At 62.4% G+C, this 23327-nt stretch carries 21 protein-coding genes; 12 read left to right on the forward strand and 9 right to left on the reverse strand.

Going from position 1 to position 23327, the window contains the following annotated elements; all coding sequences use genetic code 11:
- Positions 1-9: 9 nt before the first annotated feature.
- Both AC0L2F_RS23415 and AC0L2F_RS23420 read right to left on the reverse strand, forming a co-directional pair.
- Positions 10-195, reverse strand: coding sequence for a hypothetical protein (locus AC0L2F_RS23415; protein ID WP_275171869.1), 186 nt, complete (start codon positions 193-195; stop codon positions 10-12).
- Positions 196-353: 158 nt separating this feature from the next.
- Complete coding sequence (locus AC0L2F_RS23420; RefSeq protein WP_027569793.1) at positions 354-704, reverse strand: zinc ribbon domain-containing protein YjdM; 351 nt, start codon at positions 702-704, stop codon at positions 354-356.
- 191 nt (positions 705-895) lie between these two features.
- On the opposite strand from AC0L2F_RS23420, the gene AC0L2F_RS23425 reads away from it, so the two are divergent.
- The 6 genes from AC0L2F_RS23425 (at position 896) to AC0L2F_RS23450 (ending at position 4913) form a co-directional block, all read left to right on the forward strand.
- Complete coding sequence (locus tag AC0L2F_RS23425; RefSeq protein WP_473250003.1) at positions 896-1432, forward strand: helix-turn-helix domain-containing protein; 537 nt, start codon at positions 896-898, stop codon at positions 1430-1432.
- A 307-nt stretch (positions 1433-1739) separates the two neighbouring features.
- The gene (locus AC0L2F_RS23430) at positions 1740-2393 is read left to right on the forward strand and encodes a cell envelope biogenesis protein TolA (RefSeq protein WP_473250004.1); all 654 of its coding nucleotides are present in this window, start codon (positions 1740-1742) and stop codon (positions 2391-2393) included.
- Between the two features lie 250 nt (positions 2394-2643).
- On the forward strand, positions 2644-2919 hold the full coding sequence (locus AC0L2F_RS23435) for a hypothetical protein (RefSeq protein WP_473250005.1): 276 nt from the start codon (positions 2644-2646) through the stop codon (positions 2917-2919).
- A 244-nt stretch (positions 2920-3163) separates the two neighbouring features.
- A complete protein-coding gene (locus AC0L2F_RS23440) occupies positions 3164-4171 on the forward strand; it encodes an acyl-CoA desaturase (RefSeq protein ID WP_473250006.1) in 1008 nt (335 codons plus the stop codon).
- A 311-nt stretch (positions 4172-4482) separates the two neighbouring features.
- Positions 4483-4701 (forward strand): hypothetical protein, encoded by a 219-nt coding sequence (locus AC0L2F_RS23445; RefSeq protein ID WP_473250007.1) that lies wholly within the window; start codon positions 4483-4485, stop codon positions 4699-4701.
- On the forward strand, positions 4695-4913 hold the full coding sequence (locus AC0L2F_RS23450; protein ID WP_007609614.1) for a hypothetical protein: 219 nt from the start codon (positions 4695-4697) through the stop codon (positions 4911-4913). The genes AC0L2F_RS23445 and AC0L2F_RS23450 overlap by 7 nt, the downstream gene beginning before the upstream one ends.
- Before the next feature lie 55 nt (positions 4914-4968).
- Here AC0L2F_RS23450 and AC0L2F_RS23455 read toward each other — a convergent pair whose 3' ends face one another.
- A complete protein-coding gene (locus AC0L2F_RS23455; RefSeq protein WP_473250008.1) occupies positions 4969-5982 on the reverse strand; it encodes a hypothetical protein in 1014 nt (337 codons plus the stop codon).
- Positions 5983-6253: 271 nt separating this feature from the next.
- On the opposite strand from AC0L2F_RS23455, the gene AC0L2F_RS23460 reads away from it, so the two are divergent.
- Complete coding sequence (locus AC0L2F_RS23460; protein ID WP_473250009.1) at positions 6254-6613, forward strand: c-type cytochrome; 360 nt, start codon at positions 6254-6256, stop codon at positions 6611-6613.
- Between the two features lie 124 nt (positions 6614-6737).
- Positions 6738-7034 (forward strand): HdeA/HdeB family chaperone, encoded by a 297-nt coding sequence (locus tag AC0L2F_RS23465; protein ID WP_231170936.1) that lies wholly within the window; start codon positions 6738-6740, stop codon positions 7032-7034.
- A 114-nt stretch (positions 7035-7148) separates the two neighbouring features.
- On the opposite strand, the gene AC0L2F_RS23470 is transcribed toward AC0L2F_RS23465, so the two are convergent.
- The 3 genes from AC0L2F_RS23470 to AC0L2F_RS23480 all read right to left on the reverse strand — a co-directional run bounded on the left by AC0L2F_RS23470 (position 7149) and on the right by AC0L2F_RS23480 (position 13597).
- Positions 7149-7664 (reverse strand): ParB N-terminal domain-containing protein, encoded by a 516-nt coding sequence (locus AC0L2F_RS23470; RefSeq protein WP_473250010.1) that lies wholly within the window; start codon positions 7662-7664, stop codon positions 7149-7151.
- Between the two features lie 247 nt (positions 7665-7911).
- Positions 7912-9672, reverse strand: a complete 1761-nt coding sequence (locus AC0L2F_RS23475; protein ID WP_473250011.1) for an AIPR family protein — start codon at positions 9670-9672, stop codon at positions 7912-7914.
- A gap of 160 nt (positions 9673-9832) precedes the next feature.
- Positions 9833-13597 (reverse strand): vitamin B12-dependent ribonucleotide reductase, encoded by a 3765-nt coding sequence (locus tag AC0L2F_RS23480; RefSeq protein ID WP_473250012.1) that lies wholly within the window; start codon positions 13595-13597, stop codon positions 9833-9835.
- A 761-nt stretch (positions 13598-14358) separates the two neighbouring features.
- On the opposite strand from AC0L2F_RS23480, the gene AC0L2F_RS23485 reads away from it, so the two are divergent.
- A complete protein-coding gene (locus AC0L2F_RS23485; RefSeq protein WP_473250013.1) occupies positions 14359-15255 on the forward strand; it encodes a DMT family transporter in 897 nt (298 codons plus the stop codon).
- Positions 15256-15291: 36 nt separating this feature from the next.
- Here AC0L2F_RS23485 and AC0L2F_RS23490 read toward each other — a convergent pair whose 3' ends face one another.
- Positions 15292-18171 (reverse strand): ATP-binding protein, encoded by a 2880-nt coding sequence (locus tag AC0L2F_RS23490; RefSeq protein WP_473250014.1) that lies wholly within the window; start codon positions 18169-18171, stop codon positions 15292-15294.
- A gap of 238 nt (positions 18172-18409) precedes the next feature.
- Between AC0L2F_RS23490 and AC0L2F_RS23495 the strand changes: the two genes are divergently transcribed.
- The 3 genes from AC0L2F_RS23495 (at position 18410) to AC0L2F_RS23505 (ending at position 20361) form a co-directional block, all read left to right on the forward strand.
- Positions 18410-19168, forward strand: coding sequence for an alpha/beta hydrolase (locus tag AC0L2F_RS23495; RefSeq protein ID WP_084777290.1), 759 nt, complete (start codon positions 18410-18412; stop codon positions 19166-19168).
- A gap of 160 nt (positions 19169-19328) precedes the next feature.
- Positions 19329-19997 carry a type 1 glutamine amidotransferase domain-containing protein gene (locus AC0L2F_RS23500; RefSeq protein WP_473250015.1) on the forward strand — a complete coding sequence of 223 codons (669 nt, stop codon included), beginning with the start codon at positions 19329-19331 and terminating at the stop codon, positions 19995-19997.
- Between the two features lie 67 nt (positions 19998-20064).
- On the forward strand, positions 20065-20361 hold the full coding sequence (locus AC0L2F_RS23505; RefSeq protein WP_007609699.1) for a putative quinol monooxygenase: 297 nt from the start codon (positions 20065-20067) through the stop codon (positions 20359-20361).
- Between the two features lie 108 nt (positions 20362-20469).
- On the opposite strand, the gene AC0L2F_RS23510 is transcribed toward AC0L2F_RS23505, so the two are convergent.
- Both AC0L2F_RS23510 and AC0L2F_RS23515 read right to left on the reverse strand, forming a co-directional pair.
- Positions 20470-22722, reverse strand: a complete 2253-nt coding sequence (locus tag AC0L2F_RS23510) for a CHASE3 domain-containing protein (RefSeq protein ID WP_473250016.1) — start codon at positions 22720-22722, stop codon at positions 20470-20472.
- Positions 22719-23141 carry a response regulator gene (locus AC0L2F_RS23515; RefSeq protein ID WP_473250017.1) on the reverse strand — a complete coding sequence of 141 codons (423 nt, stop codon included), beginning with the start codon at positions 23139-23141 and terminating at the stop codon, positions 22719-22721. Before AC0L2F_RS23515 ends, AC0L2F_RS23510 begins: the two co-directional genes overlap by 4 nt.
- Positions 23142-23327 lie beyond the last annotated feature (186 nt).

Genomic DNA, 23327 nt, shown 5'->3' on the forward strand with positions numbered 1-23327 from the left:
AAACGGCGCTTACCATTCGATGGCGGTGAACTTGACGCCGCGGCCGGTCAGCTCCCGCCCGAGCCGCTCGGCGCGTTCGCTGGCGGATTTTCCGAGCAGTCGATACCTGCCTCCGAGCGCCTTGTCGGCGGCAACCTGATGCCGGATGTTTTCGTACAATCGCAAGACGGCCTGATCGCTCAGATTGTCGAACATGTCATCGGTCGGGTTTGACCAGGTCGCGTCCCCTGTTGGCGGTCCTCGCAGAGCGGCCTCCCAAAAATCGTTCGTTCGGATGTTGACTGATGGGTACCGCTCTGGCGCAGCTGCGTATGTCCACTTCTGAACATTGCGACATACGGCTTGGCCTCGGCTTACGCCTTCCTCACGAACTCCGATTTCAAATTCATCGCGCCGATGCCGTCGATCTTGCAGGCGATGTTGTGGCCGTCGGTGGCGTCCTGCAGGCGGATGTTGCGGACCTTGGTGCCGCCCTTGACGACGGAGGAGGAGCCCTTGACCTTGAGATCCTTCATCACGATGACGCTGTCGCCATCAGTGAGCGCATTGCCGTTGGCATCGCGCACGCCGGCCTCCTGCGCGGCGTCGGCGGCGGCCTCCGCCGTGCCGCTCCATTCATGGCCGCATTCCGGGCAGACCCAGAGGCCGCGATCCTGATAGGCGTGCTCGGAGTTGCAGGTCGGACATTTCATCGCGTCGGTCATCGTTTGCCTCGTCGCCCGTCACGGGCGCGCCGCACGCTTTCCGCCGGAAAAAGATGGATTGGGAGCAAATCCTTTACCATGGCTTTCAGTCCTGGTGGAACCCTTGGAAATTTAGGAGTTCGGGAAAAACTCTGCGGTATCGAGGTCCGGAATTTGCGGCTGCGACGTAGCCGCGGGAGGAACGTCCCGTCATGAGCGAGCATCGCGCCGCAGTCAGGCATCGCACGTTGCGCACCGGCATTGTCGAGTTCGACAACGGCACCGGCAAGATCATCAGCGCGCCCTGCACGATCCGCGATGTCTCCGGCACCGGCGCGCGGCTCGGCCTCAACGCCTCGCTCTGGGTCGCCGAGCAGTTCACGCTGGTCTTCAGCAGCGGACTGCGCAAGCACTGCCGGGTCGCGTGGCGCAAAGGCAGGCTGATCGGCGGCGCGTTCGTGGACGGCTATGCGAGCGCGGACGAGCAGGCCGTGATGATGACCGCGGACGAGCAGTCCCGGCACCGCCTCGGGATCGGCGCGCGCCTCAAGGCTGCCCGCGAAAAGCGCGGCTACACGCAAGCCCAGCTCGCCGAGCTGATCGGCGCCACGCCGGCCTTCGTGGCGCTGGCCGAGCAGGGCGAGGCGGACATTCCGCTGTATCAGCTCATGCACATCGCCGATCTCCTGATGGTCGGTCTCGACGGGCTCGTCGCGGGGCCGGCGCCCGAGGATGTCGACGCGGCGTAGGTGGCGACCCGCCAAAACAAAAACGTCGAAAACAACCCCATGCACAGTAGAAATCCCGAGGGATTTCAGTGTGTTGGAAATCCGAAAAAGCGGTGACAATGGACCGTAGCCCGGATGGAGCGAAGCGCAATCCGGGAATCCTGCGGCGGGCACCGTCCCGGATTACGCTTCGCTCCATCCGGGCTACGGGGGCTTGCATCGACTTCGGCGATACCGAAATTCATTTGACTCGTCGGGCAAAACAGGGGCATGATGTCATCGTGGGCGAAGGTTCGCGTGATGGTGCCGCGCCGGGCCGTGGGGCGACATGCCGAAGACACCAAAAAGAAAACTGAAGACCTACCAGACCTCGCTCGGCTTCTACGACCAGGCGATCGCCGCGCCCTCGATGAAGGCGGCGCTGGACGCCTGGGGCGCCAGGTCCAATCTGTTTCACCAGGGCGCCGCGAAGGAGACCGACGATCCCGACATCGTCGCGGCGACGATGGAGAAGCCGGGCGTGGTGCTCAGGCGTCCGGTCGGATCGGACGGCCCGTTCACCGAGCATTCCGGTTTGCCGACCGATCTCGCTGACGACGAAGCCACGCCGAAGCGCAAGGCCAAGTCGAAAGCCAAATCCAAGCCGAAAGAGATTCCTTCAAAGGCGGCAAAGCAACCATCGCGCAAGCTCGACGATCAACAGGCGCGCAAGGCCGCCGCGGCGTTCGAGAAGGAAGAGCGGCGGCGGGAAGCCGAGCGCCGCAAGGAAGAGGCGGCCCGCGCCAAAGAGCGCGCGCGCCGCGACAAGGCGGTCGCGAGCGCGCAGGCGGCGCTTGACGAAGCGAGGCGGCAGCACGAATCGCGGTCGGAGGCGATCGAAGCGGAGCGCGCCGCGCTCGATCAACGCGCCGAGGCGGAGCAGAGCCGGTGGGACAAGCAGAGGATGAAGCTGACGGAGGCGGTGCGGCGCGCGCGGGAGTAGGGGGCGGGGTCAGAAGCGCGTCGTGCCGTCACTTCTTCGTCATTGCGAGCCAACGGGTCCGCGCGAAGCGCGGCCCGATGACAGGCTCCGAGAAGCAATCCAGAGTCCCTCCGCCGAGAGTCTGGATTGCTTCGCTTCGCTCGCAATGATGGCGGGGCGGCCAGCGTCGGTCATTCCGGCAAAGCTTGATCGCAAATTCGCTTGCCTTGCTTGGCGTCCTTTTGCACTCTGGGGACAAGGAGACCAACGCATGAAGATCATGACTGTCGCGTGTGCGCTCGGAACGGCGCTGGTGCTGTGGAACGTCGGGATATCGGGTGCCGAAGCCCGGACGCGGAAGGCGCGCGTGGTGGATGAACAGCGGCTGAGGGTGGATGTCCCCGTGCTCAGGCCGACGCCGTGGGATTACAATATCGCTCCGCGCTATCGTTATCGCCCGGAAGACGACCGGGTCGATCCCTACGGCCCGCCGCTGGTGTCGTCGTATGTCCGCTACGAGGGCTGGCGGTGGCCGTATTGGTGGTGATCCCGTAGCCCGGATGGAGCGAAGCGTAATCCGGGGCCGGACCGTCCGCAGCGCGTGACGGCCCGCGTGGCACGAATCCCGGATTTCGCTTGCGCTCATCCGGGCTACGTTCTTATCCGTCATCCGCCGCAAGCCGCAGCCGCCGCTCCGTACTCCCACGGCAGCTTGTATCCTTGATGGAAATAACCCGAGGTTGTACTGTGCGCCGCAACAGGGTTAATTTTGTGTGAATGGATCGGCTGGAATGACCGTCATTGAAAGCGTGGTGTTGGCGGAAGCTGCGGAGCGGAAAATGCCGCCGGGCGTGCTGGTCGAAGGTCCGGTGGTCGACGCCAAGTTTCGCGATTCCTACATCTCCTTCGTCATCATGATCGGAGGGTCGATCGCGGCGCTGGTCTGGGCCTTCTGGCAAGGCATCGGCTGGGTGGAGGTTTCGGTCTTCGCCGGCACGTTCGCGCTGTCGACGGTCGGGATCGGCTTCATGCATCGCTACTTCGTGCACCGCAGCTTCCGCTGCGGTCCGGTGATGCGCACGTTGTTCGCGGCCGTCGCCACCATGGCGGTGCAGGGCTCGATCCTGAAATGGGTGAGCAATCATCGCCGGCATCATCTGCACTCCGACAAGCCCGGCGATGTCCACAGCCCTTACTATGACGGCGACGGCAACCCCTATGTCACCTTCGCCAAGGGGATGATGCATGCGCAAGGCGGCTGGGTGTGGGACCAGGCCACCACCGATGCCGGATATTACGCCAAGGATATCCTGGCCGACCCGATCGCCATGTTCTTCACCAGGACGCGCTGGTACTGGTACGCGCTCTCGGCCGTGATCATTCCGGGCGCGATCGGCTACGCCTTTGGCGGCGTGCACACGATGACCGGCTGCATCCTGTTCTCCGGCCTGTTCCGCAGCTACCTCATGACCATGGCGACATCGCTGGTCAACTCGGTCTGCCACAGCGACGGCCGCTACGGCTACCGCCGCTTCGATCTCGACGACGGCACCACCAACGAGTTCGTGACCACGATCCTCACCTTTGGCGAAGGCCTGCACAACAACCATCACCGGTTTCCGCGCGACGCCTACATTTCGCACGCCTGGTACGAGATCGACATCAACGGCCTGATCATTCTCGGTCTCGGAAAGCTCGGGCTGGTGCACGACATTTTCGCGGCGGGAAGCCGGACTGCTCGCTCCGAAGATTCAGAGGACGGAAAGCGTCCTGTGGCAGATAACGAAGCGATGGTCTGATGGAGGCCTGTAGCCCGGATGGAGCGTAGCGCAATCCGGGACCAGCGTGGCTTGGCGCGAGATCCCGGATTTCGCTTCGCTCCATCCGGGCTACGGTCCTTAACCGCCGCAAGCCGCAGAAACTGCCGCTTCCGTGAAATCCAAACATAAGTTGTGTTCGGAGGGAACTCTGGCCCGATGGGGCCGTTGAGCCTGTGATCCCCGAGCGCAGCGAGATCGAAGCTCCGATCCTCGCCTGAACAAGACCGCAGACGCGTTGTGAGAGCGGCTCGGCGCGATGCGTCCTCCGTGCGTATCAACCGGAAACCTTCATGAACAGCCCTGATGTTCGCAATGCCATTGAGATCGACCGCGGCTCCAGCCTCGCGATCTGCGATGAAATAGGCGACCGCCTGCGGAGCAAGCTTGGCGGCGAGCACGACCCATTACCGCGACATCTGACGGCCCTGGTCGACCGGATTGCGCAGATCAGCAGTCACTCGAAACAAGCGACGCTCGTGATGACCTCCAGATCGGATCCTGCATGCTAGACTTTTCCAATGCATCTTTTACGCCTGAAACCATCGGCATCATGAAAACCGCGCTGGACACGGCGGTTGCGTCACTGCCGGCCCCGGTCAGCTCTGCGCATGTCAGGTCGATCGCGGAGACAATCCTTCGCACGGCGAAGGAGGGCGAGCGAGACCCAGCTGTGCTGGAGCGCATGGCGTTGATGGAGCTTCAGATCTCGCCGCGGGATTGATGCCGGCCCGCCAGCTTGTGTGCCGGCGCAGAAGCGCTCGCTTTGCCCTGCGGGCTCACCAATCCGGATCGCCGTAGTAGGGATCGACCATATAGGGCGGGGGCATCCAGGGCCCGCGCGACGGCCGGGGTCGCCGCGGTGCGGCCGCTTGCACATGCGGCCGTGCAGGCGCGGCGGCATCGTTGCTGATCGCGCTCCGCGCGGCGGGTTTCGCGGATGCAGGTGCGGATGACGATGCGGATGACGTCGTCAGCTCCTTTTGCAGCGCCTGGACCTGTGCGGCGAGGCGCGCATTGGCCGCCGCATCCTTCTCCTGCGCCGCCTTGAGCTGTTGAATGGTGTCGGTCTGCTCGCGCAGCGCCTGCTCGTTGCGGCTCTTCAGTTGCTCGAGCTTTCCATTGATGTTCGCAAGCTCGCTGGTGATGGTCTTGAGCGATTGCGCGAGATCAGACGACGAGGGGTCAGGCGTCGTGCTGCCAGCTCTTGAAGCGTCGGATCTTGAAGCGTCAAACCCTGCATTGCTCTCCGTGTCCTTGCCGGCCGGCGGCGCGGGCACGGTGCCGGGCTCGTCCGCGGCAGCCAATTGCACGGCCGGCGGTTGCGCCGGACTTTCAACCGCGGACGCTCGCGGAGGCTCGCTCGCGGCCGGCGGAGCCCATCGCGCCATGATCGATTTGGTCATCGACCTGGCCTCGTCGCGATATTGCGAAGCGAAGGCGACACCGAGAACGCCGATCGCCAGCACGAGAGCGACCAGAGCGCGCAGCATGGGCCGATCTCCCTTCAGGCCTTGGGTGCGAACCGTGCTAGCCGGCGCCAGCGCCGTGCTCTTGGGAGTCTTGTCCTCGGGAGCCTTGTCCTTGGGAGGCTGGACAGCCTCCGCACCGGCGCTTGCGCGCGAGACCCGTGGGCCTTCGCTGCCGCGTTCCATTCCGGAAACCAGCCGGTCCAGCCGCGCAAGGTCTTGCTCCGCGCTCTTGATCCGGTCGTAGGCCCGCGCCAGCCCGCCGTCGGCGCGCGCCGCGTCCGGCTTGTGGTCGTCAGGTTTGGGGTCGTTCGTCTCGGGCACCGATGCGCTCTCGCTCCAGTCGGGCGTCAATGGGAGTACGGCAGTTCGATCGTTGGAACGATAGGACTCGCCGCCGTCCCACACAACGCGCGTGCGAAGGAGAAATTATGGCGGGCTTGGGGGTAGGTCGGATCGAGGCCCGACATCGAAGTGCTCCTGGCCCGGATGAGCGCCTTGTCAGCCGTAGCTCGCAATTCTTGATCGGGATCAATTCCGTCTGCTCGCGCCGGCCTACGCTCGCGAAGTTGCCAAGCAATGGCGAGGTACGGCTATGTCGCGGAGCATTCGCAGCTATGTCGGCCTCGCCATCCTGATCGCGTTGTCGGGGCTGTTTCTCGTCATGATCGTCCACAGCGCCGGCGGAGCATCAAGGGCAGCCGTGCGCACGGCATCGGAGGGGCATCGTCTTGCGCAAGCGTGGTGCCAGACGTGCCACGCGGTCGAGCCCGGCATCGCCGGATTGTTCGATACCGCCCCGAGCTTCGAAGCCATCGCGAACCGCAACGGCACCACCGCGCTTTCGCTGAAAGTGTTCTTGAAGACCAGCCACCAGAACATGCCGAATCTGATCATCGCGCCCGATCAGGCTGATGCGCTGGTGAGCTACATCCTGAGCCTGAGGAACGGTTAGCCGCAGCTCCCAGGATGAGATGCGGGGATGGGCTGCGGGGGAGGCAACGGGCCGCCCCTTGATCTGGATCAAGCAGGCAGCGCCCGACCACCTCCACCGTGCAAACATTCATCGGAAGGAAAACATGGTTCAGACAAGAGCGACCGTCCTTGGTGCCTTCGCGGCCCTGCTGCTGATCGTGCCGGCCAAGGCCCAGGTGCTGGTCGACGTTTCCAAGATCAGCTGCGACCAGTACATCACCCAGCGCATTACCCACATGCAGACCGTGAACGTCTGGCTCGCCGGGTTCTACGCCGGCCGCCGCAACAATCCCGTTGTGGACACGCAAGCGCTGAACAAGAACGGCAACAAGCTCTCGCGCTTCTGCGAGTCGCATCGCGAGATGCCGCTGCTGGAGGCGGTCGAGGCCAATACGAAGTAGGAGGGGGGCGCGGGCGTTTGCGGCCGTGTCGGCCTGACCATTTCGCGGATTACGGCGACGTGCATTGACTCTACATCGACAGGTGAAGTGCACTGGCACCGTCATCGCCGGCCATCAATAGCGGCCGCCGTGGCCCTTTTGCTGCGTGATCCAGTCCGACAATGTTTTCGGTGTCGATGCCACGGTCCGGCCCGGTGATGCCTTCGGATTGTCGCGGACGCCTTTCGCCGGACGGCTGCGCGGCGCTTCCGTTGCGTTGACGCCCTTCGAGCCAGCGATCGATGCCTCTGCGGCTTCCTTCTCCAGGCGCAACTGTTTCAATCGCGCCATCTTGAGGCGCTCTGCCTCGACTTCGGGTCGCTCCGACAGTAGCGGCCTGTGTTGAGCAAGCTCCGCCGGGACGAGGACACCGATAATGGTCGTCTCGCCGAGCGCCTTGCAGGCTTCGAGCCGATGCAGTCCCTCGACCAGAACGAGGCGGTCTCCGTCGAGCCGGACGGAAATGGGTTCCTGTTGTCCGATGTCCAGCATGCTTTCCGCGATCTCCCCGACGATCTCGGGCTTGATCGCCTTTTTCATTTTCGTGGGGACGAAAATCTTCTCGATCTGGAAGCTTTCCGGTTTGGGCATAATCTGACTCCGCGTCTACCGGGCCCGTCGGAACCGATGCCGATGGTGGTCGGAGTTTAGGAGGGAAGGGCGCGAACGCAAAGGTAATTTCGGCGGTCGGACATTGATGAGCATCGAAGCTGGAACCAGTCTCGATGTCGGTGACAGTGCACTTGATTGACGCCGTTCACCAACGCCAGCCGAAGCCGCAGATCGGCAGGACGGAGCGAGTAAATTTGGTGCACTGTCACCGTAATTATAAGTCGTCTCAATCAGCTGACCACCGATATTCGAAATCATTGGGGCTCAGTTGCGTGGCTGCGGTAAGCCTGCGCCTGATGTCCGGTCCGCCCGGCATCATTTGCAGCATGTTTGAGTAATTGCGGATTGCACCGTTAATGCCAGCTAGGCAAGTCTTTGTCTTGACCCAGTTTTGTGGACTGAATACTCGATTGGCTGGCTGCGGCTCGTTCGCGGCTGTCTCAAGCGCTGCGTTGAGGCTGATCCCAGCAATCTTCACGATTTCTTCGACCATTCCATTTGCCGACGCCACAGTGTACGCGCGGCTCGGGATCGGAACGCGTTCGGACTGATTATTTAGAATCGAGAAACACATGCCGACGGCATACAGATGATGATAGGGAGCGTACGCCTTCATGGCCAAAAGCGTTTCATTGAGGCTAAGCGGATTCGAGCCAACCCAGGTGTTCAAAACTGCCTTCATCCAGGTATTTAGAGCAAATACGTTCTCTGGTGGATAGTCCTTATTCTTGAACAGCGTCTCAAAATATTTGTCGAATATCTTCGTCTCTCCATACGAAAGATTGGGGCGTTGTGAATGCCAGGCGATCAGATTCTTTGCTAGGCCTGACAGCTCGACGATCAGACTTTCGTCTTTCTCGGGTGGAGCATTCTCGCCGCGCTTGCACAGGAAGTGCCCAGTCGGATACTTGAGCTCGTAAGCCCTCTTGATCGCCAAAACGCGCTTGTCGTTGCTGCGAAGATCTCTGGCTTTAACTGCGCTTTGCGAGTTTGTGTAAATGGAAATCTTATCGGCGCGGTCTCTTTGCGGAATTTCATAGAAGCGAAACAGGATGAATGCGTCTTCGTGTTTTTTTACGGTTTCGCTGCATGAAAGAATAGTATTTAGCGATTGGCAGCCGTTGACAACGCTTAGTCCAGTCAGTTTTAGCGTATCCGATTCCAGTCGCATCTGATTGCAAAGGGCGGTCACTCCGTTATGAAAGAAGAAGAAGTCAGCCCGTTTGTCTCCAAGAAGGGTGGCCCGAATTCCTTTGTTTACAGTGTTGCTTATTCCTAGACTCTGCCGGACGTTCTTTTGAAAGAGCGTTCCATCCTTTATGCCGGGCAACTTGATGCATTCTTTGAGTGGAACTGCTGCAATCAAGACAGGCGTGCCAGCGATCTCGTGGTACATATACTTGCTGCCAGTCAGCTGCAGAGTATAGTTGACGCTTGGGTTGTCCGTTTCGATCGCGAATTCGTATCTGCGACGCAGCTCGTCATGGTCGATAACATGAATGGTGGCGTCTATATCGTCCCTCTCGCCAATTTTCGCTAGCTCTTGTTGGAAGGCTTCAAGATCAGCGGCCGCAGCTTCTGTGAGTACTCCGGTGGTGATGAGTTCGAAGGAAATCTCATAATCATCATCGATCGCCGTCGCCAGCTCAGACAGTTTACGCTGCAGTCTGCCATTCGCGACATTTTGCAGGCGCGCGAGGTCTTTTACTTGCAACCAAGCCGACAAAACCTCTCGTAGCGGTTCTGCATCGACGACGCCATTTTGGACGAATTTTCCCTGTACGATGTGAATTAAGGCCTTGTCGTCGTCGACGACAATTGCGTCAATCTGTTTATCGTTGCCTCCGTCGGTGATGTCGTCCCGCGTCTCATTCATATCTCGGAAGAGAATGTTCCGAAGATACCAAGCAACGAACCTTTGCCCGTCATTGCTGAATCGCGTTTGAAAATAGTCAGATGAAATTTGTTTTTTGATAAGGTCGTACATTCATCTCCCCAGCCGTTAGAGCCCTGAGCAGTTGTGCGATATTCCCTCGAAGCGCGCAATGGTGCATCAAAACAACCACACAAAAAAGGGCAGCCTCTCGGCTGCCCTTTTTGGATGCCTGGATTGAATCCAGGCCTCACGATCTTCTTTATCTACCTTCTCACGAACACCCCGTCGTGCTTCCGCACGTATCGCACTTCATGCAGGTGCCATTCCGCACCAGCGTGAAGTTGCCGCACTCCGAGCACATCTCGCCTTCGTAGCCCTTGGCTTTGGCTTCCGCGCGGCGCTCGGCCTTGCTGGGCACTGCGGTTTGCGCGCTGCCGGCCTTGCTCCATTGCAGGGCCTCCAGCTTCTCGGTGGGCGAGAGGTCGTGGGCGACTTCCTGCTTCAGCGCGACCGCGCCTTCCAGGACGTCGCCGGCACGGCCTGCGCCGTGCGAGGCGAGCGAGGTGACCTTGGAGCCGCCGGCCGGGGCGCTGTCGTTGCCTTGCGCGACCGCGGTCGAGCCGCCGCGCATCACCACGAGGTTGTCGGTGCGGGAGCGGGTGAGGCCGCGCGACACCAGCTTGGAGGCGCGCTGGCCGTGATCATCCGGCTCCTTGCCTTCCTCGACGCCCTTGCCGAGCACGTCGAACCCGGTCTCGCTGGGATCGACATGGGCGAGGTCGAAGCGGCTGAGATAGCTCACCGCCAGTTCGCGGAAGACGTAGTCGAGGATCGAGGTCGCGTATTTGATGCTGTCGTTGCCCTGCACGGGGCCCGCCGGCTCGAAGCGGGTGAAGGTGAAGGCGTCGACATATTCGTCGAGCGGCACGCCGTATTGGAGGCCCAGCGACACCGCGATGGCGAAGTTGTTGATGAAGGAGCGCAGTGCCGCGCCTTCCTTGTGCATGTCGATGAAGATCTCGCCGATGCGGCCGTCGTCATATTCGCCGGTTCGGAGATAGACTTTATGTCCGCCGACGACCGCCTTCTGGGTGTAGCCCTTGCGGCGATCCGGCATCTTCTCGCGCTCGCGCATCACGATGATGCGCTCGACCAGCTTCTCGACGATCTTTTCCGAGACCTGGGCGGTACGTGCCGCCATCGGCTTGTCGTAGAGATGCTCGATCGCATCGTCCTCGTCCTCATCGTCGGCGATGAGCTGCGAGTTGAGCGGCTGGCTGAGCTTGGAGCCGTCGCGGTAGAGCGCGTTGGCCTTCAATGCGAGTTTCCACGACAGCATGTAGGCGGACTTGCAGTCCTCCACAGTGGCGTCGTTCGGCATGTTGATGGTCTTGGAGATCGCGCCCGAGATGAAGGGCTGAGCGGCCGACATCATGCGGATGTGGCTCTCGACCGAGAGATAGCGCTTGCCGACCTTGCCGCAGGGATTGGCGCAGTCGAACACCGGATAGTGCTCGGCCTTGAGGTGCGGGGCACCTTCCACCGTCATCGCGCCGCAGATGTGGACGTTGGCCGCCTCGATCTCGCGCTTGGTGAAGCCGACGGCCTGGAGCAGGTCGAAGCCGGGGGCCGCGATGGCCTCGGCACCGATGCCGAGCTGGTCGCGGATGAAGTCTTCGCCAAAGGTCCATTTGTTGAAGGCGAACTTGATGTCGAAGGCGGTCGGCAGCGCCTTCTCGACCTTGGCGATGGCCTCATCCGTGAAGCCCTTGGCCTTCAGCGTCGAGGCGTTGATGCCGGGCGCGTTGGAGAGCGAGCCGTGGCCGACGGCGTAGGCCTCGATCTCCGCGATCTCGCTCTCGCGATAGCCGAGTGCACGCAGCGCGGCCGGGACCGCGCGGTTGATGATCTTGAAGTAGCCGCCGCCGGCGAGCTTCTTGAATTTCACCAGCGCAAAATCAGGCTCGATGCCGGTGGTGTCGCAATCCATGACGAGGCCGATCGTGCCGGTCGGCGCGATCACCGTGGTCTGGGCGTTGCGATAGCCGTGCTTCTCGCCGAGCTCGAGCGCCGCATCCCACGCGGCTTGCGCATGCGTCACGAGGTCGGTCTGCGGGCACGACACCAGGTCCATCGGCACGGGGTTGACGCTGAGCGCCTCGTAGCCGTTGGACTGGCCATGGGCGGCGCGGCGGTGGTTGCGGATCACGCGCAGCATGTGCGCGGCGTTCTTCTTGTAGCCGGGGAAGGTGCCGAGCTCGGCCGCCATCTCGGCCGAGGTCTTGTAGGTGATGCCGGTCATGATCGCGGTCAGCGCGCCGGCGATCGCGCGGCCTTCCTTGCTGTCATAGGACAGGCCCATGGTCATCAGGAGGCCGCCGATATTGGCGTAGCCGAGGCCGAGCGTGCGGAACTCGTAGGAGAGCTCGGCGATCGATTTCGACGGGAACTGCGCCATCATCACCGAGATTTCGAGCACGATGGTCCAGAGCCGGCAGAGATGCTCGTAGCCCTCGACGTCGAAACGCTTGGAGGGGATGTCGTAGAACGTCAGCAGATTGGCGGAGGCGAGGTTGCACGCCGTGTCGTCCAGGAACATGTATTCCGAGCACGGATTGGAGGCGCGGATGTCGCCGGACGCCTTGCAGGTGTGCCAGTCGTTCATGGTGGTGTTGAAGTGCAGGCCGGGGTCGGCCGACGCCCAGGCGGCGTAACCGATTTTTTCCCAGAGGTCGCGCGCCTTCAGGGTCTTGGTGATCTTCTTGGTGGTGCGTCCCACGAGATTCCAGTCGCCGTCGGTCTCGACCGCGCGCAGGAAGTCGTCTTTCAGCGAGACCGAATTGTTGGAGTTCTGGCCGGACACCGTGAGATAGGCTTCCGAATCCCAGTCGGTGTCGTAGACGTCGAACTGGATGTCCTTGTAGCCCTGCTTGGCGAACTGGATGACGCGCTTGATGTAATTGTCGGGCACGAGGCTGCGGCGCGCGAGCTTAATTTCGCGGCGGAGCGCCGGGTTCTTCTCGGGATCGAAGCAGTCGTCGCCCGAGCCCTCGCAATTGACGCAGGCCTTGAGCACCGCCTTGAGGTGCTTCTGGTTGATCTTGGATCCCGTGACGAGAGCCGCGACCTTCTGCTCCTCCTTCACCTTCCAATCGATATAGGTCTCGATGTCGGGGTGATCGACGTCGACGACGACCATCTTGGCGGCGCGGCGCGTGGTGCCGCCCGACTTGATCGCGCCCGCGGCGCGGTCGCCGATCTTGAGGAAGCTCATCAGGCCGGACGAGCGGCCGCCGCCGGAGAGGCGTTCGCCTTCGCCGCGCAGGCGCGAGAAGTTGGAGCCGGTGCCGGAGCCGTATTTGAACAGGCGGGCTTCGCGGACCCAGAGGTCCATGATGCCGCCCTCGTTGACGAGGTCGTCACCGACGCCCTGGATGAAGCAGGCGTGCGGCTGCGGGTGCTCGTAGGAGGATTTCGAGCGGGTCAGCTTGCCGGTGAAGGGGTCGACGTAATAATGGCCCTGGCCGGGGCCGTCGATGCCGTAGGCCCAGTGCAGACCGGTGTTGAACCATTGCGGCGAGTTCGGCGCGACCATCTGCATGGTCAGCATGTAGCGGAGCTCGTCGTAGAAGGTCTGGGCGTCCTCGTCGGAGGAGAAGTACTTGCCCTTCCAGCCCCAATAGGTCCAGCAGCCGGCGAGACGGTCGAACACCTGCTTGGCCGAGAGCTCGCTGACGAAGCGCTCTTTCTCGGGCAGGAGGGCCAGCGCCTCGGTGTCGGGCACGGAGCGCCACAGGAAGGAGGGGACGGATTCTTCCTCGACCTTCTTCAGGCGCGCGGCAACGCCGGCCTTGCGAAAATACTTCTGGGCCAGGACGTCGGAGGCGACCTGCGACCACGCGGTCGGGACCTCGACATTGTCGAGCTTGAACACGACCGAGCCGTCGGGATTCCTGATCTCCGACGTGGTCAGCCGGAACTCGATGCCGGCGTAAGGTGACTGTCCCGAAGTGGTGTGGCGCCGCTCAATCCGCATGGTCTTGCCCCGTCCTATCTTTGACCGGACCGCCTCCGTTCAGGCGTGCCGGGTCATCATTTCATTTCGCGGTGCTTGAGGGCGGTCGGGCCCCTTGGCAACGCAGCTCAGCCGGTGGACCCGGCCCATTTTTCTCCCGACGCGATTGTTCGATGCGCGCACCGATCACCCGCCGGCACGTCCAGACCCATCCGCCCCAAAGGGATGAGCCCGACATGCGTTCAACGCCCCACAACGTCACGTCTTCAACCATTGCCATCCGGGCCTGTTTCCAGCCCGTTCAGGCGCCCGAAAAGTCCGCTCGCCGGGCAGACAAGCCCGTATCCCGCTGCCTTTGTCTGGCTTGGCGGAGTGCTGTTTTGCAGACCCTTTGGGGGAGTGCCGGCGGGACGCAAACACACTCGCGCCGAACGGATCGAAAACTAGGACTCTCCATTGCGCCCGTCAAGAACTAGTGCGAGTTCCTGAATCAAATACTAAATATGGTGGATTGTGGGGGATAACAGGGGGCAGGCCCGCGCCTGTTGTTGAGCCAAGTATCAGTGAGTCCTCAGGGATTCCCAACCGAAAAAATTTGCATCTTGGGGTCCTGCTGAGGCTTCACCCCGCTGTTCACAGGGCAGGTATATTTTTAAGTCGCGGGCTTGCCTCCGGGGGACTCACGTAGGGCTACGGTAGGTAAGGGCAGGCATGCCCGCCGGGGTGGTGGTGGCAGGCCCGAATCCGCGCCAAGCTCGGTCAGATTTTGCCGGACTACCCACATGCTTGATTCGACTCGCCCGGTGCTGCGACCGCGCATCGCCCCGGCCGGCCTGATGTTCCTCGCCATCACCTCGGTGGGCTGGGGCTTCAACTGGCCGGTGACGAAGTTCCTGCTCTCCGAGCTGCCGCCGCTGACCTTGCGCGGGGTGACCGGCGTGCTGGGCGCGGTGCTGCTGGCGGCGCTGGCGCTGATCCGCGCTGACAGCCTCAGGGTCCCGCGCGAGATCTGGCCGCGGCTCGTGACCGCCGCGATCCTCAACGTCACCGGCTGGATGGTGTTGATGGGCCTGGCGCTGCTGTGGCTGCCGGCCAGCGAAGCGGCGCTGATCGCCTACACCATGCCGGTCTGGGCCTCGCTGATCGCCTGGCCGGTGCTCGGCGAGCGGCCGACCTTGTTGCGGACCATCGCGCTGGTGATGGCCTTTGCTGGCCTCGCCTCGATCATGGGCGGCAACGGCTTTGCCGCCACCGCGGACAAGCTGCCGGGCATCGTCATGGCGCTGTGCGGCGCGCTCGGCTTCGCGCTCGGCACGGTGTTTTCGAAGAAGTACCCGATCCGCCTGCCGCCGATCACGGCCGCGGCCTGGCAGATCGGGATCGGCTGCCTGCCCATCACGATCATCGGCCTCGCCGTCGAGACCACGCATCTGGAGCTGGTGACGCCGGTCGGCTGGTGGCTGCTGGTCTATTCGACCGTGGTGCAGTTCTGCATCGCCTATGTCAGCTGGTTCGCAGCCCTTGCGCGCCTGCCGGCCTCGGTTGCTGCGATCGGCACCATGGCAGTGCCCGTCATCGGCGTCGTGGCGTCCGCGATCGCGCTGCACGAGCCGCTGGGAGCGGGGCAGATCGCCGCGCTGATCTTCACGCTGGCGGCGGTGGTGCTGGCGACGCGGTAGCACGTGTAGTCATGAAGGGGCTGGCCGCCTGATGTCCTAAGCGGACGCTCGCGCGCGCTCCAACAGGCACGCGGCTGCGAGCAGATCGTGAGTTTCGAACCCTTCACTGAACTGCTCGTAGATCGAAGTGAGCAATCGGACGGCCTTCGGCCGGCGCCCGGCCGCTATCCAGCGCGTTGCAAGATCGGTGGCTACGCGCAGCTCAAAGGTCTTCGCCCCTATCGCGCGCGCCTCGTCCAGTGCCTGCTGTAACAGGCTTTCGGCAAGACGCGGCTCACCTTCGGAAAGGAGTACGGACGCCTCGACCCGCTGAAGCTCCGAACGACACCAGCGCTCTCCCTGATCTTCCTGATGGTGAATAGCCCTTGTGATCGCCTTTCGTGCCTCTTCGATCCGCCCTTGTCGCAGATAGGCGCGGCTGAGGACGGCGAGATAGCTGCCGATCCGCATCACGAAGCGACAGTCGATCAGCTCCTCGATCGCCGCACGGATGTCCTCCACTGCCGCAAGATCTCCGCGCAAATCGCGCAGGCAGGCCGAGAAATAGCGTTCGACCGGAATCCAGCGCGAGATGCGCTCTCGATCCAGATTGCGACGCAGCCGCTCCGTGTAATGCTCGAGCGCCGCCAAATTCCCGTTTTCGAGTGAGATCGGAAGCGCGGCGAGCCCTAGCGCATTCGACTGCGACACCCAGTGACCGCCGCGATCCGCAGCTTCGACGGCATCGTTGGCCAGCTTCGCCGCATATTCGGCTTGCCCCTGCATCCAGGCCACGAAAGGCAGATTGAAACGAACGGTGATGAAACGATAAACCTCGTTCGCATCCTTCCGCGAACGGCTTTCGGCCAGCGAATAGGTCGCCGCGAGGCGATCGAGAACCAGGCGGCTCTTGCCCAATTCGCCGGCGAAGGCGTGAGCCCATGCCCAAGCGCGATCGGCTTCGGACGTTGCCGTCAGGTCACGGTCCCGATCGGCCAGCGCCGTTGCTTCTTCAAGATGGGTAATCGCACGCGGGATTTGACCGATCTGCAGCAGGTAAAAGGCAAACCCCACCAATGCACGTTGCTGATACTCGACATCCCCGGCACGCCTTGCGAAGGCAATAGCATCGAGCCATGCAAGCGCATTCTCGTTCGAGAGCTTGCGCGCGTAGAACAGACTCCATCCCAGCGCACAGGCGAGTTTTGCACGGAGCAGATCGTCACATGCAATGGACTTGGCCAAGCTGAGCGCGGTCTCCAACCGTGCCTGCGCCTCCGAAAGAATCGACGTCTCCGACCACAAGGTGATGCCGGCCACCGCCAGCCTGATCGCGAGGGCAGGGTCCCCTTCCTCGCCAAACGCCCATGACAAAGCTGCCCTCAAGTCCGCGATGCGAGCAAGGTAGCGGTGCGTCCAATCGGCGGGTTCGCGCCAGTTCCACTCCTCCTCGGACTGTTCGAACAGAGCGAGCACCCGCTGTGCGTGACGGTGCAGAGCATGGCGGGATGCAGCATCAGCCAGCCGGCGCTCCGCTGCATAATGCCGTGTGCTGTCCAGCAGCCGATAGCGAAGGCTGGCTCCTTGCACTTGCGCGTTCAACAACGATTTGGTCACCAGGCCGCCGAGGCCGGTGACGACGTCGACCGGTGTGAGCCCCGCAGCCTCCGCGACAAAAACGGCATCCTCGGCGTCGAACGCGCCACTGAACACCGACAGCAAACCGAACAGTCTGGCTTCCCTCTGTGACAGGAGCTTGAAGCTCCAGTCGATCGTCGCCATCAGGGTTTCATGACGCGGCGTCGCGCCGTCGATACCGGGGGCGCGAAAACCCAGGTTTTGATCGAGAAGCGTCACCAGTTGGCGAGGCGTGAACCTGCCGAGCTGGGCTGCCGCCAATTCAATGGCCAGAGGAAGGCCGTCGAGCGCGTGGCATATCCGGGCGACCGCTTCGCAGTCGTCATCGACGAACTGATAGTCCGACCACTCTGCGGCGGCGCGGACAAACAGCTGCACCCCGGGGAATTTGATGGCCTGATCGATTGTAAGGGCGGAGCCGGGCCTGGGCGAGCCAAGCGAACCGAGCCGCATCAGATGCTCAGCGGGGGTGCCGAGCGGCTCGCGGCTGGTGGCCAGCAGCCTGGAAGACGATGTGTCGGTCATGAACCTGCCGGCAAACATGATGGCGGCAGGCAACACATGTTCGCAATTGTCCAGAACCACCAGCATTTGGCGCGACCTCAGATAATCGAGGACGGCAGTCATGTTGTTGTCCGGATTGCCCCTGATCCCCAAGGCCGTTACCAGCGCAGCGCCGAAGAGCATGGGATCAGCAATTGTCGCGAGATCGACGAAGCACACGCCATCACGGCAGCGGGGCGCGAAGACCTGTGCTGCTGCGATGGCGACCGTCGTCTTGCCGATGCCGCCCGCGCCTGTCAGCGTGACATGCCTATTTCCGATCAACGCCTGGGCAGTATCGGCGATTTCGGCTTCGCGACCAACGATGCCTCGCACCACGGGCGGCCTCGACAAGCTGGCCGGCTCCGCATGCGCAAGTTCGTCCCCGATCTCGCCGATGCTGGCTTGCACATCCGCAATGAACTTGTAACCCCGCCGCGCCACCGTTGCGATGTAGACGGGTTCAACCTGCGTGTCGCCCAGCGAGCGCCTCAAGCTCCACATATTGACCTTGAGATTGCTGTCGTGGAGGAAGGTGCCGGGCCAAGCGGCCTCCATCAGCTCATTCTTGCTGACGAGTTCGCCGCGACGCTGCACCAGCAGCTGTAACAGCTCAAAGGCGCGGCCGCCCATTTTGACCGGGTGGCCATCGAAAAGAAGAAGCTGGCGGCGCGGAACGAGTTGGAATGGCCCAAAGGAAAACGTGAGTTCCTCTCGACGCCGGCCTGTCTGCAATGTCTCCGTGGTAGCCCGCATTCTTCACTGCCAAACGACGCGACAATCCGCTGGAATATCATGCGTCGCAAGGCTGCTGAACACCGCGATTTTGAAAAAGCACGATCGCAGCCAGCATTTTGTCGCAGGATCGGAAGCGTTCCTTCAGCTTCGCTCGGGCCCTGCCGCGAACGACAGATTTACCTGATTTAACCGACCCGCACCGCTCACCGGACTATAGTCGCCGGATCGAAGTTTCGTCCGTCCGAAAGGTATCGCAATGAAACACCTGATCCTGGGAGCACTCCTCTCCATGGCGGCCACCCTTCCTTCGTTCGCGCAGACGCCCGCAAGCAAGCCCGTCTCGATCGTTCTCGTACACGGCGCCTTCGTTGACGGCTCGGGCTGGAAGGCTGTCTACGACATTCTCACCCGCGACGGTTATGAGGTTTTGGTCGTCCAGAACTCGACTGCAACGCTCGACGGTGATGTCGAGACAACGCGGGAGGTCATACGCAAGGCGGGAAAGCCGGTCATTTTGGTAGGCCACTCGTATGGCGGCGCCGTCATCACCGAGGCCGGAAGCGATCCTAAGGTTCGCAAGCTCGTCTATATTGCCGCTTTCGCGCCAGACGTCGGAGAATCCGTCTACGAGCTCGCGACGCGTCCTACTCCGGGCGAGGCTGGAGCACCATTGTTGCCGCCGAGCGGCGGATTTATTCTGGTTGATCCGGCGAAGTTTCCGAGTGCGTTTGCGCAGGATGTCGATCCGTCCATCACCGCCTTCATGGCCGCAGCACAAGTTCCGTGGGGACTCAAAGCGGTCGAACACAAGATCGTTGGCGCAGCATGGAAAGACAAACCCGTACACTACATGCTGACAACGCAAGATCACATGATTCCGCCGAGCACACAGCGCTTTATGTCTTCGCGAGCAAAAGCAAAAATTACCGAGCTGTCGAGCAGCCATGCCGCGATGCTCTCCCACCCGCGGGAAGTTGCAGCCTTCGTCGAAAGCGCGGCCGGAGAAGCAGATTGATATCACCGTCACTCTAAACAAGGGCCGGTTTGAATAGGCTTGTTGTCCTTTCTTCAGCGGCCCGCTCTACGGTGCGGGAGCCCCAGCTGCCCAGCGCCAGGTTGGCGGCAATAGGACGACATTTGGGCTTAGTGCCTTCGCAAGACTCAAGGAGAATATCATGACTCAGCACGTCCTGGTTATCGTCAGCAACGCAGCCGTGATCGGTCCGAAAAATCGTAAGACGGGCTTCTTTTTCGCCGAGGTCGCGCATCCGTTCGATGTGCTGGACAAGGCGGGCATTGCCGTTGAGTTCGCCTCTCTAAGGGGCGGATGGACGCCATATGATGCCTACGACGAGAAAGATCCTGCGCAGAAGGCTTTTCTCGAGAGCAAGGCCTTTCGCCGCTTGAATCGCAGTCGCAAACTAGCTGAGGTGGATGCTGCCGATTACGAAGCCATCTTCGTGCCAGGCGGTCTTGGACCGATGGTCGACATTCAGCGTAACCCCGTTGTTCAGAATTCAGTCGTGCGCGCCTGGAGCACTGGGAAGTTTGTAACTGCCGTTTGTCACGGTCCGTGCGCGCTGCTCGGGGTAGACCTGGGCGATGGCAAGCCGTTCGTGCAGGGCAAGAAGCTCACATCGTTCTCGAAGAAGGAAGAGTACGACTACGCGCGCGAAGACGTTCCTTACGAACTTGAAGATGCCTTGCGGGCAGAGGGTGCCGAGTATACGTCCGCAGCAAACTGGCAGCCTCACGTCGTCGTTGACGGACGCCTCATCACTGGCCAGAATCCCGCCTCGGCCGGGCCCATGGCCAAGGAGTTGCTGGCGGCACTCAGAAAATAAAGAACAGGCAGCCGAGCCATCGCCTGGCTGACCTGAACGCCGCAGTCACCCTGAAAAGGCCTAGTCGATGACAATGCCGTCGAAGATTACTGCCATTTTAGTTGCTCACCCGGGCAAGAGCGTTGAGCTTAGAGAACTGCTTGTTGGTCTGGCGCCGCATTGCAGGGCCGAACCCGGCAATCTGCGCTGGGACGTCTGGCGCGACAGTTCGGACGATCATCGTTACGTCCTTGATGAGCTTTACCGGGACGCCGCGGCGGTCGAAGCGCACCGAACCTCGCAGCACTATCAGGCCTACTTGGCCAAGGTTCCCGAACTGGCGGAACGTACGGCAGTCATCGCGAAAGCCGTGGATGTTGGATGATGGGGATCACGCCGCGAATGGCCCAATCGCCATTCGTAATGGCCGTGCGCGTTTACCACACCGACGTTTCCAGGTGGGACTTCGACCAAGGCGCGCGAGCCAGAAACACTAACCGGCCACCCCGCCTCCCAGCGCCTTCCTGATCATCTCGGCGAGCTGGTTGCGGCGGTAGGGTTTTGTCAGGAGCATGACGCCGTCATCGAGCTTGCCGTGGTGGACGATGGCGTTGTCGGTATAGCCGGAGGTGTAGAGCACCTTAAGGCCGGGGCGGATCGTCGCCACCTTGTCGGCGAGCTCGCGCCCGCTCATGCCGCCGGGGATGACGACGTCGGTGAACAGCAGATCGAACGGCTGGCCGGCCCGGATCAGCTCCAGCGCGGCCTTGCTGTCGGGCGCGGCGACGGTCTGGTAGCCGAGGCTCTGGAGCTGCACGGTGACGAAGTTGCGCACCAGCGGATCATCCTCGACCACGAAAATGGTCTCGGCCCCGCCTTCCGCCGGCGGCGTCGTGGTGGGGGCCACTTCGGCCATGCCTTCGCCCGGCGGCAGATAGAGCTTGATCGTGGTGCCGTGGCCTTCCTCACTGTAGATCTTGATGTGGCCGCCGGACTGCTTGACGAAGCCGTAGACCATGGAGAGGCCGAGGCCGCTTCCCTTGCCGACCTCCTTGGTGGTGAAGAACGGCTCGAACGCCTGCTGCTGCACCTCGGCCGGCATGCCGGTGCCGGTGTCGCTGACGGCGAGCATCACGTAAGGGCCGGGCCGCACGTCGGGATTGTTTTGCGCATAGGCCTGGTCGAGCACGACGCGGTGGGCCTCGAGCAGCAGCTTGCCGCCGTTCGGCATGGCGTCGCGGGCGTTGATGGCCATGTTGAGCAGGGCATTGGTGAGGCGGGACGGATCGATGTGCGCGGTCATCTGCCCCTGTTCGAGCACGGTCTCGATCTCGATCTGCTCGCCGAGGGTGGGGCGCAGGAGTTTCGCGATGTCCGCGACCGCGGCGTTGATCTCGACGTTGCGCGGCTGGAGCGGTTGCCTGCGCGCGAAGGCGAGCAGATGCTGGATCAGCTCGGCGCAGCGTTCGGCGGCCTCGTCGATCAGGCGCGCCACGCGCTGGAGGTCGGGCTGCTGCTTCAGGCTTGCCACCAGCGTCTCGGTATTGCCGGAGATCACGGTCAGCATGTTGTTGAAGTCGTGCGCGACGCCGCCGGTGAGCTTGCCGATCGCATCCAGCTTCTGCGACTGGTACAATTGCCGCTCGGTCTCGCGCGAGGTGGTCGCGTCGTGATAGACCAGCACCGCGCCGGAGACGTTGCCTTGCCCGTCCAGCATCGGCCGGCCGCTGATCATGAGATGGCGGGAAGGATTGCCGCTGTGCGGGCGGACGATCATCTCCATGTTCTCGAACGGCTCGCCGCGCAGCACGCGTGCCGACGGCAGCTCGTCGGGCTTGAGCGGGGTGACGCCGTCGCCGTGAAGCACGCTGGACATCGCGCGCAGATTGCGCAGGTTCATGCCGGTCCGGTGCAGCAGCATGCGCTCCGCGGCCGGATTGGACAGAAGGACGTTGCCCTCGGCATCGATGACCAACACCGCCTCCGCCATGCTGTGAAAGGTGCTCTGGAGCACGTTGACCGACAGGCGCAGCTCGTCATGCGCGTTGACCAGATGCTCGGTGCGCTCGGCCACCGCGGCCTCGAGCTGCTGATTGGCGGCCGTGGTCTCCAACAGCGTGCTCTTGAGTGCGCCCTCGCTGCGCCGGCTCTCGCGCATCATCATCACGACCAGCAGCAGGATCACCAGCGCGCCGGCGACGTCGATCCCGAGCAGCACGATGCCGGTGCGGCGCGAATCCTGGGAGCGCGCCGCGAGCAATCGTTCTTCCTCTGCGCTCAAATGATCGAAATTGCCCATCACCGTGTCCATCAGGCCACGGCCCTCGCCCTTGCCCTGGACCGCGGCAATGCCGGCCTGATCGTTTCCGGCGCGCAGGCGCATCACTTCGGCGGCGATCTCGATCCGGCGCAGCGCCAGCGGCTCGGTGCCCTCGAGCAGCGCGACATGTTCGGGAGTGTCGCGCACGCTGCGCTTGAGGTCGGCGAGTGCCGGTGCGATCCGGGCGTGCACCGCCTGGAATTCTTCGCTGAAGCTCGGGTTGCGATAGATCTCGTAGCCGCGAGCGGCGCTCTCGGCACTGCGCATCAGCACGCGCAGGTCGGAGATCTTCTTGAGCACCTGGACGGTATGATTGACCCAGGCCGCGTCGGACCGTGACTTGACGTCGAGGCCGATCGAGGCTGCGGTGATGATCAGGAGGATGGCAAGTCCAGCACCGAGAATGACGCGCTGCGTTGGGATCAAGGGGCTTCTTTCTTGTCCTTCGGCTGCGAGCCATCGCCCGGCGCGGCGATGCATTCCCGGATCGTGGTCAGCAGCGCGTCCGGCGTGAACGGCTTGCGCAGGCAGCGGGTGGCGCCGAGTTCCAGCGCCATCCGAAGGAAGTCGGGGGAGGGCGAGGCGGACGACGCGAAGGCGTAGCCGGACATCGCGATCAGCGGAACCGCCGGCGCGCGCTCGTGAAAGATGCGAATGGACTCGAAGCCGCGCATGTGCGGCATGAAGATGTCGACCAGCATCACGTCGAACTTCTGTGTTTCGAGCGCAGCCAAACCCGTTTCTCCGCCGTCAGTCAACGTGACGTCGAAGCCCTGACGTTGGAGGAGGACCTCGATGGTCGCGCCGACCATCGGATCGTCATCAACCACGAGAATGCGCGGCATGACACTTCCCAGTCATCGAAGTCCCCACAGCCAAGTTGATACAGGTGAATCGCGCGTCGGGTCAATTTGGGATTGGATAAGGGTAGATATGCACGGTGCGGTGAATAGAGGTCCACTCGCATCGGTTGCGCGCGGCATCGCCGATGACGAATACGAGGCGAGCGAAACAGGGTGAGGTGCCTGAAT

This window comes from Bradyrhizobium sp. Ken64 (assembly GCF_055807555.1).

What these genes read in the sequence shown, in the direction of transcription:
- AC0L2F_RS23415 (WP_275171869.1), bottom strand. Translation starts at nt 195, where the DNA reads ATGTTCGACAATCTGAGCGATCAGGCCGTCTTGCGATTGTACGAAAAC.
- AC0L2F_RS23420 (WP_027569793.1), bottom strand. Translation starts at nt 704, where the DNA reads ATGACCGACGCGATGAAATGTCCGACCTGCAACTCCGAGCACGCCTAT.
- AC0L2F_RS23425 (WP_473250003.1), top strand. Translation starts at nt 896, where the DNA reads ATGAGCGAGCATCGCGCCGCAGTCAGGCATCGCACGTTGCGCACCGGC.
- AC0L2F_RS23430 (WP_473250004.1), top strand. Translation starts at nt 1,740, where the DNA reads ATGCCGAAGACACCAAAAAGAAAACTGAAGACCTACCAGACCTCGCTC.
- AC0L2F_RS23435 (WP_473250005.1), top strand. Translation starts at nt 2,644, where the DNA reads ATGAAGATCATGACTGTCGCGTGTGCGCTCGGAACGGCGCTGGTGCTG.
- AC0L2F_RS23440 (WP_473250006.1), top strand. Translation starts at nt 3,164, where the DNA reads ATGACCGTCATTGAAAGCGTGGTGTTGGCGGAAGCTGCGGAGCGGAAA.
- AC0L2F_RS23445 (WP_473250007.1), top strand. Translation starts at nt 4,483, where the DNA reads ATGAACAGCCCTGATGTTCGCAATGCCATTGAGATCGACCGCGGCTCC.
- AC0L2F_RS23450 (WP_007609614.1), top strand. Translation starts at nt 4,695, where the DNA reads ATGCTAGACTTTTCCAATGCATCTTTTACGCCTGAAACCATCGGCATC.
- AC0L2F_RS23460 (WP_473250009.1), top strand. Translation starts at nt 6,254, where the DNA reads ATGTCGCGGAGCATTCGCAGCTATGTCGGCCTCGCCATCCTGATCGCG.
- AC0L2F_RS23465 (WP_231170936.1), top strand. Translation starts at nt 6,738, where the DNA reads ATGGTTCAGACAAGAGCGACCGTCCTTGGTGCCTTCGCGGCCCTGCTG.
- AC0L2F_RS23470 (WP_473250010.1), bottom strand. Translation starts at nt 7,664, where the DNA reads ATGCCCAAACCGGAAAGCTTCCAGATCGAGAAGATTTTCGTCCCCACG.
- AC0L2F_RS23475 (WP_473250011.1), bottom strand. Translation starts at nt 9,672, where the DNA reads ATGTACGACCTTATCAAAAAACAAATTTCATCTGACTATTTTCAAACG.
- AC0L2F_RS23480 (WP_473250012.1), bottom strand. Translation starts at nt 13,597, where the DNA reads ATGCGGATTGAGCGGCGCCACACCACTTCGGGACAGTCACCTTACGCC.
- AC0L2F_RS23485 (WP_473250013.1), top strand. Translation starts at nt 14,359, where the DNA reads ATGCTTGATTCGACTCGCCCGGTGCTGCGACCGCGCATCGCCCCGGCC.
- AC0L2F_RS23490 (WP_473250014.1), bottom strand. Translation starts at nt 18,171, where the DNA reads ATGCGGGCTACCACGGAGACATTGCAGACAGGCCGGCGTCGAGAGGAA.
- AC0L2F_RS23495 (WP_084777290.1), top strand. Translation starts at nt 18,410, where the DNA reads ATGAAACACCTGATCCTGGGAGCACTCCTCTCCATGGCGGCCACCCTT.
- AC0L2F_RS23500 (WP_473250015.1), top strand. Translation starts at nt 19,329, where the DNA reads ATGACTCAGCACGTCCTGGTTATCGTCAGCAACGCAGCCGTGATCGGT.
- AC0L2F_RS23505 (WP_007609699.1), top strand. Translation starts at nt 20,065, where the DNA reads ATGACAATGCCGTCGAAGATTACTGCCATTTTAGTTGCTCACCCGGGC.
- AC0L2F_RS23515 (WP_473250017.1), bottom strand. Translation starts at nt 23,141, where the DNA reads ATGCCGCGCATTCTCGTGGTTGATGACGATCCGATGGTCGGCGCGACC.